This is a genomic window from Pseudomonas sp. ADAK7 (genome assembly GCF_012935675.1).
In the GTDB taxonomy this organism is placed as follows: domain Bacteria; phylum Pseudomonadota; class Gammaproteobacteria; order Pseudomonadales; family Pseudomonadaceae; genus Aquipseudomonas.
On the sequence record NZ_CP052861.1, the window covers coordinates 5,321,749 to 5,335,633 of the forward strand.

Annotated in this window: 11 protein-coding genes and 1 pseudogene; 2 read left to right on the forward strand and 10 right to left on the reverse strand. The window is 59.0% G+C overall.

Translation table 11 applies throughout. The features are described from left to right. Positions 1–9: 9 nt before the first annotated feature. The gene (locus tag HKK53_RS24440) at positions 10–318 is read left to right on the forward strand and encodes a hypothetical protein (RefSeq protein WP_169372902.1); all 309 of its coding nucleotides are present in this window, start codon (positions 10–12) and stop codon (positions 316–318) included. Between the two features lie 66 nt (positions 319–384). On the opposite strand, the pseudogene HKK53_RS24445 reads toward HKK53_RS24440, so the two are convergent. From HKK53_RS24445 to exaC, 10 genes and pseudogenes are all read right to left on the reverse strand, one after another. Next, a pseudogene (locus HKK53_RS24445) lies at positions 385–1,581 on the reverse strand (tyrosine-type recombinase/integrase). A 552-nt stretch (positions 1,582–2,133) separates the two neighbouring features. Further along, on the reverse strand, positions 2,134–2,871 hold the full coding sequence (locus tag HKK53_RS24450; RefSeq protein WP_169372903.1) for a helix-turn-helix transcriptional regulator: 738 nt from the start codon (positions 2,869–2,871) through the stop codon (positions 2,134–2,136). 223 nt (positions 2,872–3,094) lie between these two features. Next, positions 3,095–3,622 (reverse strand): inorganic diphosphatase, encoded by a 528-nt coding sequence (gene ppa / locus HKK53_RS24455; RefSeq protein WP_054052377.1) that lies wholly within the window; start codon positions 3,620–3,622, stop codon positions 3,095–3,097. 113 nt (positions 3,623–3,735) lie between these two features. Continuing rightward, a complete protein-coding gene (locus HKK53_RS24460) occupies positions 3,736–4,548 on the reverse strand; it encodes a zinc-dependent peptidase (RefSeq protein ID WP_169372904.1) in 813 nt (270 codons plus the stop codon). A gap of 6 nt (positions 4,549–4,554) precedes the next feature. Further along, complete coding sequence (locus HKK53_RS24465; RefSeq protein WP_169372905.1) at positions 4,555–5,211, reverse strand: DedA family protein; 657 nt, start codon at positions 5,209–5,211, stop codon at positions 4,555–4,557. A 349-nt stretch (positions 5,212–5,560) separates the two neighbouring features. Continuing rightward, complete coding sequence (locus HKK53_RS24470; protein ID WP_169372906.1) at positions 5,561–6,022, reverse strand: GNAT family N-acetyltransferase; 462 nt, start codon at positions 6,020–6,022, stop codon at positions 5,561–5,563. Between the two features lie 113 nt (positions 6,023–6,135). Next, a complete protein-coding gene (gene eutC / locus HKK53_RS24475) occupies positions 6,136–6,960 on the reverse strand; it encodes an ethanolamine ammonia-lyase subunit EutC (RefSeq protein WP_169372907.1) in 825 nt (274 codons plus the stop codon). A gap of 8 nt (positions 6,961–6,968) precedes the next feature. After that, positions 6,969–8,363 (reverse strand): ethanolamine ammonia-lyase subunit EutB, encoded by a 1,395-nt coding sequence (locus HKK53_RS24480; RefSeq protein WP_169372908.1) that lies wholly within the window; start codon positions 8,361–8,363, stop codon positions 6,969–6,971. Between the two features lie 51 nt (positions 8,364–8,414). Beyond that, positions 8,415–9,863 (reverse strand): ethanolamine permease, encoded by a 1,449-nt coding sequence (eat, locus tag HKK53_RS24485; RefSeq protein WP_169372909.1) that lies wholly within the window; start codon positions 9,861–9,863, stop codon positions 8,415–8,417. 134 nt (positions 9,864–9,997) lie between these two features. After that, positions 9,998–11,518, reverse strand: coding sequence for an acetaldehyde dehydrogenase ExaC (exaC, locus tag HKK53_RS24490; RefSeq protein WP_169372910.1), 1,521 nt, complete (start codon positions 11,516–11,518; stop codon positions 9,998–10,000). Between the two features lie 424 nt (positions 11,519–11,942). Here exaC and HKK53_RS24495 point away from each other — a divergent pair, with 424 nt between their 5' ends. Next, the gene (locus HKK53_RS24495; protein ID WP_169372911.1) at positions 11,943–13,862 is read left to right on the forward strand and encodes a sigma-54-dependent Fis family transcriptional regulator; all 1,920 of its coding nucleotides are present in this window, start codon (positions 11,943–11,945) and stop codon (positions 13,860–13,862) included. Positions 13,863–13,885 lie beyond the last annotated feature (23 nt).

Here is a 13,885-nt window from a genome sequence, read left to right on the forward strand (position 1 = left end):
TACACGAGCATGAATATTAATGCCTTGAAGGCGGCAGCTATAAAGCTTAGAGATAAGCTTGACTTCTATAAGAGTCATGACCCTGATGCTTCAATATTGTTATTGGATCTTGAAGGTTTGCTTTCCCGAGCAGAGCGAGGCCAAATCACTGAAATGGTTGAGCCACGAGATATTCCAGGTTACAAGCTTTTCACTGAGACAAGTTTACAGTCATATAAAGACTTGGAGGCTGCGTATACAGATTTCTATATGGAACTCATAGAGGGGCGAGAGACTGAGGCTTACAAAATTTTGGTGGCCAAGATGACTAAGAACTGAATATCTCTATCAAAGAGATGCATCTTGTTCGCCAAGTTTTCAATCAGCGCCAACATTGGGATGCCATCAAGGAGTGGTTACAAACTCACTCCAGTCGTTCATCAACGAGCGACGCTTATCGAGGAAGTTCGTGCGGGAGTAAGCCCCCTCAGTCTGGTCTCGTTCGTCATGAGTCAGCGCCATTTCGCATACCTCATGTGGGTGATTTGTGCATTCCCCAGCCCAGTCGCGAAAGGAGGATCTGAAACCGTGCCGAGTTATTTCTTTGTAACCCATGCCGTGCAAAAGTGTGCGCACGGCGTTTGCGTGCATGACCCCTGTCTTGCCTTGGCCTGGAAATAGAAAGGCGCTTCCCTCATCTCGCGGAATGTTCTTCACCAGCTTTATGATTTCCTGGGCAAGCGGGATTACGAAAGCTCTCCGCATTTTCATTCGCTCATCTGGCAGAGACCAAGTGCCGGCCTCAAGATCAAACTCATCCCAGCGAGCGAACCTCACCATGTGGGCGCGTGCGCTGGTCATAATCAGCAGTTGTGCAGCCCAAGATGGTGGTGTGGCGTTCGCTCGAAGTTTGGTTATAAGCTCCGGGACATCCTGCCAGCGCATAGCTTCAAAGTGCTCACGCTTCCGAGCCTTCTTCTTTTCCGCGCGGCTCAACAGATTCTCCAAGTGTCCGCGCCAGCGAGCAGGGTTCTCACCGTCTCGCAGGTTGCGTGACTTTGCAGCGTCGAGAATCTGTTCTATCTGCCCACGTACTTCATCAGCGGTTCTTGTTTTAGTCGCCTAGACTGGTTGCAGAACCTTGAGTATCTGAGGAGTACCGATCTCCTCGGCTGACAGCTTGCCGATATGGGCAAATGCATACAGCTCCAGCTTGCGCAGCCAGCCTTTACGCCATTTCTCCGACCATGCCGCACCGTGTGCATCGCGATATTCCGTAGCGAGCGTCTCGAACTTCAGTTGCTTCGCTTCATTGGCGCGCTGAGCATCGCGCAGAGCTGCGCGTTCGATGTCGCGAGCTGCTAATGGATCTACACCGTCGCTCAACTGACTGCGTTTGGCGCTTGCTGCGAGCCTAGCTTTCTTAAGACTCACTTCAGGGAATGAGCCTAGGCCCATCTCCCTCCGGCGCCCCGCGAGTTGGAAGCGAAGCGTCCAGGATTTACTTCCGCTAGGTTTGATTTCCAACCGCAGGCCATCACCGTCTTCGTAGGTGCCGGGTTCGGCAAGGTTTTCGACCTGTTTCGGATTCAGCTTACCCATTTGATTTCCCCTCTCATCCCTTTGTCCCCCCACCTGTCCCCCCACTTCATCGTCGGATGAGGTCAAATGGCGTTGAACTCCATTGGACAGGGACGAGCCTGAAACGCCCGTGATAGCTAAGCTATCGGCAGAATTCTCGGATGGGATAGGATTATTTTGGACAATTAAAAAGCCGGCTTGTGGCCGGCTTCTCGGGGACTGGCTTGGTTCATTTTTGGTAAACCGCGCCAGCCTTCAAAACGTACACCCGGATCTTGCGTCCGGCTGTGGGACTTGGCAGAAAATCATCGGCCTTGTCGGTGCGATCAGCGCCGCGGGGCGGGGTGATGCGCAAATGTGGGGCGCAGCATACTGATTTTTTTCGGGGATTCCCAGTGGGAAGTGCCGGGTAGAGCGATTGCGGTGAGGTGTAGCAGCTGCCGAAGGCTGCGTCCGGCTGCGAAGCAGTCGTAAATCCGGTAGTCGCGGTCTTTCAGTAACACCGGGAAACTCGGTTTTTACGACTGCTGCGCAGCCGGACGCAGGCTTCGCCAGCTGCTACAGGTGCTTGCCTCACAGGAACGGCACCGGCGGTCGTCGCTTGTTCAGCGTGGAACACCAGAACACCCACCCCAACACCCGAATGTTCTGCTCTTCAATCTGCGCCGCCCTGAAAACCTCATCCGGATACTCCGCGCTGTTGTGGCTGCGCAATCGCAACCCGTTCCCCGGCATCCGGTGCAGGTATTTGATCCGCAGCATCCCGTCGTGCTCGATCGCGTAAATCTCCCCGTCAATAATCTGTGTCAGCCCGCGATCAATGGCCAGGGTTGAGCCGTCTTCTATCTTCTCGGCCATGCTATTGCCGATCATGTGGGCGCAGATGGCGTCTTTATGGTTGATTTTCAGGGCGTCGAGATAGCTGCGGGGCAGGCGGATGGGGTGGCTGTTGTCTTCGATGACGTGGGTTTTACTGGAGCCGAGGGCGACGGGCATTTCTTTGTAGAAGGACAGTTCGACGTCGGTGGGCTCGATGACGGTATAGACGCCGCGGATGGCTTGGGCGTCGTAGGTGTTGCCGGAGTCGTCGAGCAGGCACAGGTCTTTGGGGCCTTCGGCGGCTTTCAGCCAGTGGCTGTTGACGGACAGCTTTCGGGCGACCTCTTCCATGCAGTGGGCGGGCACACCGCGGGTGTACCAGTTGTGGACGTTTTGCGGCGCCGTGTTCAGGAATTCGGCGAATCCTGTTGTCGTGATGTTCGCCGCCTTGAGGAGCGCTTTAAACCGTGGACCGCTAGTGTTCTTTTTCATGAACGCGAGTTTACGGGCGCCGGGGAGGGGTTTGAATAAACGAACCGTTCAAATTGCGCGGGAATTTTACGACCGGATGTAAGACGCTTTTCGGGATTTTTAAACAAGAAAAAACCAAATGGCAAAACCGTTAAACGTCCTGTTTAAGCCGGCATTTATCAGCGCCCACAAAAAACCCCGGATCACCGGGGTTCTTCTTGAAGCTTGCAGCTACAAGCTGGCTTTAGCCTTTGTAAGCAGCAACCGACTTCATGATCTCGGTGCGAGCGGCTTCTGAGTCGCCCCAACCTTCGATCTTCACCCATTTGCCTTTTTCGAGGTCTTTGTAGTTCGCGAAGAAGTGCTCGATCTGCTGAATCAGCAGTTGTGGCAGGTCGCTGCACTCTTTCACGTCGACGTACAGCTGGGACAGCTTGTCGTGTGGGACTGCGATGACTTTGGCATCGCCGCCGCCGTCGTCGGTCATGTGCAGGATGCCGATTGGACGGGCGCGGATCACGGAGCCTGGGGCAACCGGGTAAGGGGTCACGACCAGCACGTCGAGGGGATCACCGTCGTCAGCCAGAGTGTTCGGGATGAAACCGTAGTTGGCCGGGTAGAACATCGGGGTGGCCATGAAACGGTCAACGAACAGGCAATCGCTGTCTTTGTCGATTTCGTACTTGATCGGCGCGTGGTTGGCCGGAATCTCGATCGCGACGTAGATGTCGTTCGGCAGGTCTTTGCCAGCCGGAATCTTGCTGTAGCTCATTGGGCGGTGCCCCCGTTAGTTGACCAAAAACACTTGGCCGGATTGACCAAAAAGTGGCGGCGATTATAGGCATATTCCGCCACCGTTGCTATGTGCCAGAGGTCGTGTAGACCTTAGTCGTGTGCCTGATAGACCGGGTTCTCGGCCAGAAGTTGCTGCAACCGGGCCAGCGGGTCCTGGCGGTAAAACCGCTGCAACTGCTCGTAGACCTGTGGATAAGCCTCGTGCAGCAAATCCGGGGCGCTGAAGAAGTATTCGCTGGTGACGGCGAAGAACTCCGCCGGGTTCTCGGCGGCGTAGGGGTCGATGGCGGTTTCGGCGTCCGGGTTGCGGTCCAGTTGGCGATTGAGGTCATCGTAGGCCTGTTGCATGACCGTTGACCAGTCGCTGACACGCATGTCGGGGTGCAGCGGCGGCAGGCCGTTGGCATCGCCATTGAGCATGTCGAGTTTGTGCGCGAGTTCGTGGATCACCAGGTTGTAGCCTTCCCAGCCGCCGCTGGCCATGACGCCGGGCCAGGCGAGAATGATCGGGCCTTGCTGCCAGGCTTCGCCGCTGTGTTCGCCGTCCCACTCATGCTCGACGCCGCTGGCATCGCGATGGCGCTGGGGGCTGAGGAAGTCGTCGGGGTAGAGGACGATTTCGTGGAAGCCCTGATACCAGTTCAAGTCACCGAGATTCAGCAGCGGCAATTGCGCCTGGGCGGCGAGCAACAAGCGCTGTTCCTGGTGGAGTTCGACGCCGGGCAGGGCCGTCAGGTGTTTTTCATCGAGAAACAGCACACTGGCTTCACGCAACCACTGGTCTTCAGCAGCGCTGATACCGTCGAGGAAGCTCAAGTGATGGCGCACCCGTTGCCACATCTCGTCGGCAATCGGATGCCTGGCCAGGATGCGCCGGCGACGCCAGGCGCTCAGGGACCACACGGGGGCTTAGCGGGTTTCGGCTTTGGAGCTCGAACCACCGAAGCGGCTGCGCACGAGGCCGATGATCATTGGAATCAGCGACAGCAGGATGATGCCCACTACCAGAAGCGACAGGTTTTTCTTGATGAACGGGACGTTGCCGAAGAAATAACCGAGGGTCACCAGGCCGCCGACCCATAGGATCGTGCCGAGCACACTAAAGAAGAAGAAACGCGGGTACGGCATCCGGGCGATGCCTGCGACGAACGGTGCAAAGGTGCGGATGATCGGCAGGAAGCGCGCCATCGTCACGGTTTTGCCGCCGTGCTTGTCGTAGAAGTCGTGGGTTTGTTGCAGATAGTCGCGGCGGAAAATTTTCGAATTCGGGTTACTGAACAGACGCTCGCCCGCCGTGCGTCCGATCACGTAGTTGGTGCTGTCGCCGAGGATCGCCGCCAGCATCAGCAGGCCACCCAGCAATACCGGGTCCATGCCGCCACCGGCCGCCACGGCGCCGGCGATAAAGAGCAGGGAGTCACCCGGGAGGAATGGCATCACTACCAGGCCGGTTTCGCAGAAGATCACCAGAAACAGAATGGCATAGATCCATGGACCGTAATTGTTCACCAGCAAATCGAGATACACATCGAGGTGCAGGATAAGGTCGATCGGGTTGAAATCCATGGGGGGCACCTGTGGTGACGGTCCGACTCGGCAGACCTGTGCGGATGACTTCGTGTAAGGCTACAAGCGAGAGTAGTTTTTCTTACAAGCCGGGAAGCTCGGGATTATACGGCGGGAACAGTGAAAAGCGCGTCGAGTTTGTAGCGGGGGATGTCGTGGTTAATCAGTGTCCGACAAGATGCACGCAAACCCCTGTGGCGAGGGAGCTTGCTCCCGCTGGAGGGCGAAGCACTCCCAAAGCCTGAGTTTACGGTGTGTCAGGAGAATTTGGTTGGCTGGGTTTGCGACTGCTTCGCAGCCGAGCGGGAGCAAGCTCCCTCGCCACAAAAAGCCCGCCCGCCGTGCGCCGTTATAATTCGTCGCTAATCGGCAACACGTAGTTCTTGAATTCGGTGTCTTCCTTGAAGCCGATCGACTCGTAAGTCTTCTGCGCCACTTCGTTGTTGCTGCTGGTGGAAACGCGCATACGCACGGCGTTGGTTTCCTTGGCCATTTTCTTCGCGGTGCGAATCAGGTTGTCGGCCACCAATTGTCGGCGGGCATCTTCGGCGACGTAGATGTCGTTGAGGATCCACACGCGTTTAAGCGACAGCGACGAAAAGCTCGGGTACAGCTGACAGAAACCCATCAGTTTGTTGCTGTCGTCATCGGCCAGGGCCAGGTAGATCACCGACTCCTTGCGACGCAGGCGTTTTTCGAGGAACGCCCGGGACGAATCCGGGTAAGGCAGGGAGCCGTAAAACTCGCGGTATTTGACGAATAACGGGGTCAGCAGGTCCAGGTGTTCGAGGGTCGCTTGAATAATCCGCATGGTAGGTCTCGCTTCAAGTGGCTGTCTTACGTGCGTGACGGCAATGGGAAACCCCTGGCGGCCGTGCGTCGATCCTGCCTGAAAACGAATCAGAAACGCAATGCGGAAACGGTTCAGGCATCCGGCGGACTGAGTAGGAAATTTCCTTTCATATCCGCCCCAGCGTCCGACTCCAATGTCTGAACCTGAGCTTCGTCCTTCAAATTGACTCCCGACAACTGCCGTCGACAGGCCTCGCGCATCAGATACAGCAAGCGGTGCGCCGCCATGCCGTAACTGAGGCCTTCGAGTCGGACATTGGAGATGCAGTTGCGATAAGCATCGGTAAGGCCAATCTTTGGATTGTAGGTGAAATATAAACCCAGGCTATCAGGAGAGCTGAGTCCCGGGCGTTCACCAATCAAGATCACCACCATTTTCGCGCCCAGCAACTCGCCGATTTCGTCGGCCACCGCCACTCGACCTTGTTCAACCAGCATCACCGGCGCCACGGACCAGCCATCCGCCGCCGCCTGTTCTTCCATGCGCGTCAGAAACGGCACGGTGTGGCGATGAACGGCCAATGCCGACAAACCATCGGCCACCACGATGACCAGATCCACGCCGCTCGGATGGGCAGAGGCGTAGTCACGCAGGGTCTGCGCCGAGTCATCACTCAACTTGCGCCCCAGGTCCGGGCGCTGCAAATAGCTGTTGCGGTCCGTGGCAGCGCTGTGCAGCAGCACACTCTCGCGCCCGCGCTCGGCCAGTTGCGCGCTAAGCCCGGCATGATCGAACGGCAAATGCACCGCGTCCCGGGCCTGGGCGTGGGCGAACTGGAAATCCAGTTGCGCCTTGGTCGGCAGGCTGGTGCCGGTGCGGCCCAGGGCAATGCGCGCCGGGGTCAGGCGGCGCAGTTCCAGCCACGGGTTCTGCGGATCAACGGGTGGTTTATCCATATCAACACTCATCCCAATTGCGCCAAGGCCTGACGGAAGGCCGGCGGCAGGTTGTTGCCGAAGTGAATCTTGCCGTCGGCCTGGGTGAAGATGCCCATTTTCGCCAGCCACTGCTCGAACTCCGGTGCCGGCTTCAAGCCCAGGGTTTGCCGGGCGTAGAGGGCGTCGTGGAACGAGGTGGTCTGGTAGTTGAGCATGATGTCGTCGGAGCCGGGGATGCCCATGATGAAGTTGATTCCGGCCACGCCCAGCAGGGTCAGCAGGGTGTCCATGTCGTCCTGGTCGGCTTCCGCGTGATTGGTGTAGCAAATGTCGCAACCCATCGGCACACCGAGCAACTTGCCGCAGAAGTGATCTTCGAGGCCGGCGCGGATGATCTGTTTGCCGTTGTAGAGGTATTCCGGGCCGATAAATCCTACGACGGTGTTCACCAAAAACGGCTTGAAATGTCGCGCCACGGCGTAGGCCCGCGTCTCACAGGTCTGTTGATCGATGCCGTGGTGGGCATTGGCCGATAGCGCGCTGCCCTGGCCAGTTTCGAAATACATCAGGTTCTGGCCGAGGGTGCCGCGATTGAGGCTCAAACCGGCATCGTAGCCTTCCTGCAACACGTTCAGGTTGATGCCGAAACTGGCGTTGGCCGCTTCGGTGCCGGCAATCGACTGGAACACCAGGTCCAGTGGCACGCCCCGGTTCACGGCCTCGATGGAGGTGGTGACATGGGTCAGCACGCAGGCTTGGGTCGGAATGTCGTAGCGCTGGATGATCGCATCGAGCATTTCCAGCATGGCGCAGATCGAGGCGATGCTGTCAGTGGCCGGATTGATGCCGATCATCGCGTCGCCATTGCCGTACAGCAGACCGTCGAGAATGCTCGCGGCGATGCCGGCCGGTTCGTCGGTCGGGTGGTTCGGTTGCAGGCGTGTGGATAAGCGCCCGCGCAGGCCCATGGTGCCGCGGAATTGCGTGACCACGCGGATCTTCTGCGCCACCAGCACCAAGTCCTGCACGCGCATGATCTTCGACACGGCGGCGGCCATTTCCGGGGTCAGGCCGGGGGCGAGGGCGCGCAGGCTCTGTTCGTCGGCGGCGTCGCTGAGCAGCCAGTCGCGAAAGCCGCCGACGGTGAGGTGGCTGACCACAGCGAAAGCTTGTTTATCGTGAGTGTCGATGATCAGCCGGGTGACTTCATCGGCCTCGTAAGGAATCAGTACTTCTTGTAGGAAGTGGGTCAGCGGGATGTCGGCCAACGCCATTTGCGCGGCCACGCGCTCGCCATCGTTGAGGGCGGCGACGCCAGCCAGAAAGTCCCCGGAGCGCGCCGGGCTGGCCTTGGCCATGACGTCCTTGAGACTGTCGAAGCGATAAGTCTGGGCGCCGACCGTGTGAGCAAAACTAGCCATACAGATTCTCCGTGACGGCGCAGACCGGGTCTGCGCCGAGGTGTGCGGCCGTCAGTGCAAGGCTTCTTCAGCTTTCTGAATCGCCGCGAATTCTTCTTCGGGCGTGCCTGCTACCAAGTGATGCCGACTGTAGAAAGCAAAGTAAGCAATTAACACTCCATAGATGATCGCCGCGCCAATGACCACCCGTGGGTCCACCAGAAACCCCGCTACCACGGCGATGCACGCCAGAACCAGCGCGACGCCCGAAGTGAAAATACCGCCCGGCGTGCGGTATGGCCGATCCATTTTGGGGCGACGGATGCGCAAGGTGATGTGCGCCGCCATCATCAGCACGTAGGAAATCGTCGCGCCGAACACTGCCACCAGAATCAACAGATCGCCCTGACCGGTCAACGACAGGCCGAAACCAATGATCCCGGGGATGATCAACGCCAGTACCGGCGCTTTGCTTTTATTGGTTTGCGACAGTTTGCGCGGCAGGTAACCGGCGCGCGACAGGGCAAATATCTGCCGCGAGTAGGCGTAGATGATCGAGAAGAAACTGGCGATGAGCCCGGCCAGGCCGACGAGGTTGACGAAGCTGCCCATCCAGGTCGAGCCGCCATAGGCTTTGCTCAGCGCTTCGACCAACGGGTTACCCGAAGTCAGCAACGCATTGGCACCTGCGCCGCCCGGCCCGATCACCAGGATCAACAGGGCAAAACTCACCAGCACCAGCATCGCGCCGATCAGGCCACGGGGCAGGTCGCGCTTGGGGTTTTTGGTTTCTTCGGCGGCCAACGGCACGCCTTCGACCGCGAGGAAGAACCAGATCGCGTAGGGAATCGCCGCCCATACGCCGACATAACCAAAGGGCAGGAAACTGCTGGCGCCCTTGGCTTCGGTCACCGGGATGTCAAGCAGGTTGGCCACGCTGAAGTGCGGGACCATTGCCACCAGGAACACGCCCAGTGCCAGCGCGGCGACCGCGGTGATAACGAACATCAGTTTCAACGCTTCGCCGACGCCGAAAATGTGGATGGCGATGAAGATGATGTAGAACGCCAGATAGATCATCCAGCCGCCGATGCCGAACAACGACTCGCAATAGGCGCCGATGAACACTGCAATGGCGGCCGGCGCGATCGCGTATTCGATCAGGATCGCGGTGCCGGTGAGGAATCCGCCCCACGGCCCGAATGCGCTGCGGGCAAAACCGTAGCCACCGCCGGCGGTAGGAATCATCGAGGACAGTTCAGCGAGGGAAAAGCACATGCACAAGTACATCGTCGCCATCAGCAAAGTGGCGAGGAACATGCCGCCCCAACCACCTTGGGCGAGTCCGAAGTTCCACCCGGCGTAGTCGCCGGAGATGACGTAAGCGACGCCGAGGCCGACCAGCAGGACCCAGCCGGCAGCACCTTTTTTAAGTTCGCGTTGCTGGAAATATTCGGAGCCGACTTTTTCGAAGTCGACAGAGGAGCCGGTAGCCGGAACTCCCGTTTGATCGCTAGGCATAAGAGTTCACCTGTTCTTATTGTTTTTGACCCGGTGGGGTGATGCCGGGGTTCAACAACCGCCGTCGTAAGCAAGCCACGCTCCCGTAGGAGCGAGGCTTGCCCGCGATGGCCGTTACGCGGTTGCGCGTCGAGTTAGAAGAAGCCCAACGGATTGATGTCGTAGCTCACCAGCAGGTTTTTGGTCTGCTGATAGTGATCGAGCATCATCTTGTGGGTTTCACGCCCGACGCCGGACTTTTTGTAACCACCGAACGCGGCATGCGCCGGGTACAAGTGGTAGCAGTTGGTCCACACACGACCGGCCTTGATGGCGCGGCCCATGCGATAAGCGCGGTTGATGTCGCGGGTCCAGAGGCCGGCGCCCAGGCCGAACTCGGTGTCGTTGGCGATGGCCAGGGCTTCGGCTTCGTCCTTGAACGTGGTGATGCTCACCACCGGGCCAAAGATTTCTTCCTGGAACACGCGCATTTTGTTGGTGCCCTTGAGCAGGGTCGGCTGGATGTAATACCCGGTCGCCAGGTTGCCCTCGAGTTTTTCCACCTTGCCGCCGGTTAGCAGCTCGGCGCCTTCGCCCTTGGCGATTTCCAGGTACGAAAGGATTTTGTCGAATTGCTGTTCGGATGCCTGGGCGCCGACCATGGTGTCGGTGTCCAGCGGGTCGCCACGTTTGATCGACAGGACTTTTTTCATCACGACTTTCATGAAGTCGTCGTAGATCGATTCTTGAACCAGTGCACGAGACGGGCAGGTGCAGACTTCGCCCTGGTTGAAGAACGCCAGCACCAGGCCTTCAGCAGCTTTCTCGATGAAGGTTTCTTCGGCTTGCATGATGTCGGCGAAGAAGATGTTCGGCGACTTGCCACCCAGCTCCACGGTGGACGGAATGATGTTTTCGGCGGCGCATTTCATGATGTGCGAGCCAACCGGAGTCGAGCCGGTGAAGGCGATCTTGGCGATGCGTTTGCTGGTGGCCAGGGCTTCGCCGGCTTCTTTGCCGAACCCTTGCACGACGTTGAGTACGCCAGGTGGCAGCAGGTCGCCGATCAATTCCATCAGCACGGTGATGCCCAGCGGGGTTTGCTCGGCAGGCTTGAGCACCACGCAGTTACCGGCGGCCAGGGCCGGGGCGAGTTTCCAGGCGGCCATCAGGATCGGGAAGTTCCACGGGATGATCTGCCCGACCACGCCCAGGGGTTCATGGATGTGGTACGCCACGGTGTTGCCGTCGATCTCGGCGGCGCTGCCTTCCTGGGCGCGGATGCAACCGGCGAAGTAGCGGAAGTGATCCGCCGCCAGCGGGATGTCGGCGTTGAGGGTTTCGCGAACGGCTTTACCGTTGTCCCAGGATTCGGTGATCGCCAGCAGTTCCAGGTTCTGCTCAATGCGGTCGGCGATTTTCAGCAGCACCAGCGAGCGCGCCTGGGCGGACGTGGCGCCCCAGGCATCGGCCGCCGCGTGGGCAGCGTCCAGGGCTTTGTCGATGTCTTCGGCCGTGGAACGTGGGAATTCGGCAATCGGTTGGCCATTCACGGGCGAGGTATTGGTGAAGTACTGACCTTTGACAGGCGCGACGAACTCGCCGCCGATGTAGTTACCGTATTTGCTCTTGAACGAAACGATAGCGCCTTCAGTACCGGGGTGAGCGTAACGCATGGTGAGTTCTCCTTGGCTTTGTACTTATTAGAGAGACGCGCATGTGCGCTTGCTATAAGCGTAGAGCAAAGGTTGGGCCACTGCCTTGCAGGGCAGGCAAATCAAGGCCTTGCGCGGTTTTTGTCGGACAAGCGGGCGGCGCCTGTGACGGTTTCGGTACAGCCTGAGTGACAGTTTGTACCGTTTTTGGCACAGGCTGTGACTGGGTGGTCTTGCCAGCATTGCAAAGCGCGCTGACGTGGAGGATGCTCGGCCTCACGCTTTATGTAGCAACTGCCGAAGGTTGCGTCCGAGTGCGAAGCGCTCGCCTCGGCTTGGCAATGAAATACGGGACACAAGTTTTACGACCGCTTCGCGGCCGGACGCAGCCTTCGGCAGCTGCTACACGGAAGCGGACATGACTCTGCGGGGAGAATAATAAGAAATGCACGACAACCATTTGAGTCGCCATGCCCAGCAAGTCCTGACCGTTACCCAGGGCAAATCACACCTGCATGGCCCCGGCAGCGATCCGTCGATTGCCCGTTCCTGGCTGCGTTGTCTTGAGGACTATCACCTCGACCCGGCCCTGGCTATGGCGCCAACGGTGCTGGAGCATGGCCGTGTGCTGGAAAGCCGCGAACGCCTGCAACAAGTGCTGCACATCGCCGGCAATGAAATGACCAGCCTGCACCAGCAACTCTCCGGTGCCGGCCACGCAGTGCTGCTGACCGACGCCCGCGGGGTGATCCTCAACTGCGTCACCGCCCCCGCCGAACGCAAGATTTTCGAGCGTGCCGGGCTCTGGCTCGGGGCCGACTGGAGCGAAGCCTGCGAAGGCACCAACGGCATCGGCACCTGCCTGGTAGAGCGCCAATCCCTGACCATTCACCAGGACGAACACTTTCGCGGCCGCCACACCGGACTGACCTGCTCCGCGAGCCCGGTGTTCGACCCCCATGGCGAATTGCTGGCGGTGCTCGACGTGTCGTCGGCGCGCCATGAAGTCTCGCGGCAGAGCCAGTTCCACACCATGGCCCTGGTCAACCTCTCGGCGAAGATGATCGAGAGCTGCTATTTCCTGCGTTATTTCGACAATCAATGGTTGCTGCGTTTTCACTTGCAGGCCGAGTCCGTGGGACTGTTCAGCGAAGGGCTGCTGGCGTTCGATGGCGAAGGGCGGATCAGCGCGGTCAACCAGAGCGCGTTGAACCTGTTGGGGCATATTCGCGGCGGGCTGCTGGGTAAACCGGTGGAAGCGTTTTTCGATTGCTCGCTGGATGAGTTGCTCGGCCGAGCGAGCGTGAATGCCAGCGCCAGTTGGCCGCTGCGCGCCCGTGACGGCCGCAGTCTGTTTGCCGTGTTGCGCGGTCAGCCTCGGAGTATTCCGGTGCCGGTGGTGCAAAGTCCGGTGATTGCCGAACGTCCGCGCTTGTCCGGCATCTGCCTGGGCGATGCGGCGTTACAAGAAGATTTTCGTAAGTCCCTGCGCGTATTCGAACGGGATGTGCCGTTGCTGATCAATGGCGAAACCGGTTCCGGCAAGGAAGCCTTCGCCAAAGCCGTGCACCACGCCAGCCAACGGGCGGATAAAGCCTTCGTCGCCCTCAACTGCGCGGCCATTCCGGAAAGCCTGATCGAAAGCGAACTGTTCGGCTATCGCGGTGGCAGTTTCACCGGCGCGCGCAAGGAAGGTATGCGTGGCAAGTTGCAACAGGCTGATGGCGGCACGTTGTTCCTCGATGAAATCGGCGACATGCCTCTGGCCTTGCAGACCCGGCTATTAAGGGTGCTGGAAGATCGCCAAGTGGTGCCGATTGGCGGTGAACCGGAGTCGGTCAACGTCAGAATAATCAGCGCGACCCACCGCAATTTGCTGGACCGGGTGCAGGACGGCAGCTTCCGCGAGGATTTGTACTACCGGCTCAATGGGCTGGAAGTGGCATTGCCGGCGTTGCGCGACCGTAGCGATAAATCGCAGTTACTGGATTTCCTGCTGGCGGAAGAGGCGGGCGGGGAAATAGTGCTGATTGATCAGCCGGCACGGGAAGCCTTGCTCGGGTTCGCCTGGCCGGGGAATGTGCGGCAGTTGCGCAATGTGCTGCGTACGTTGGCGGCGCTGTGTGATGGCGGGCGGATCGGGCTGGAGGATTTGCCGGCAATGATTCGCCAAGTGCGGCCGGCGGTTGCGTTGGTGGTGGACGAGCCTTCGGAGTTTCCGCTGGAGGATGCGGAGCGGTTGGCGTTGCTCAATGCGCTGGAGCAGCAGCGCTGGCATATGACGCATACCGCTGAACAGCTGGGTGTCAGTCGCAATACTCTTTACAGAAAGCTGCGTAAACACGGGATCGCCCGTTCTGCCTGACTGATCGTTCCCACGCTCTGCGT

Coding starts and splice junctions, on each gene's coding strand:
- HKK53_RS24480 (WP_169372908.1), bottom strand. CDS start 8,363: ATGGCTAGTTTTGCTCACACGGTCGGCGCCCAGACTTATCGCTTCGAC.
- HKK53_RS24470 (WP_169372906.1), bottom strand. CDS start 6,022: ATGCGGATTATTCAAGCGACCCTCGAACACCTGGACCTGCTGACCCCG.
- eat (WP_169372909.1), bottom strand. CDS start 9,863: ATGCCTAGCGATCAAACGGGAGTTCCGGCTACCGGCTCCTCTGTCGAC.
- ppa (WP_054052377.1), bottom strand. CDS start 3,622: ATGAGCTACAGCAAGATTCCGGCTGGCAAAGACCTGCCGAACGACATC.
- HKK53_RS24495 (WP_169372911.1), top strand. CDS start 11,943: ATGCACGACAACCATTTGAGTCGCCATGCCCAGCAAGTCCTGACCGTT.
- eutC (WP_169372907.1), bottom strand. CDS start 6,960: ATGGATAAACCACCCGTTGATCCGCAGAACCCGTGGCTGGAACTGCGC.
- exaC (WP_169372910.1), bottom strand. CDS start 11,518: ATGCGTTACGCTCACCCCGGTACTGAAGGCGCTATCGTTTCGTTCAAG.
- HKK53_RS24440 (WP_169372902.1), top strand. CDS start 10: ATGAATATTAATGCCTTGAAGGCGGCAGCTATAAAGCTTAGAGATAAG.
- HKK53_RS24465 (WP_169372905.1), bottom strand. CDS start 5,211: ATGGATTTCAACCCGATCGACCTTATCCTGCACCTCGATGTGTATCTC.
- HKK53_RS24450 (WP_169372903.1), bottom strand. CDS start 2,871: ATGAAAAAGAACACTAGCGGTCCACGGTTTAAAGCGCTCCTCAAGGCG.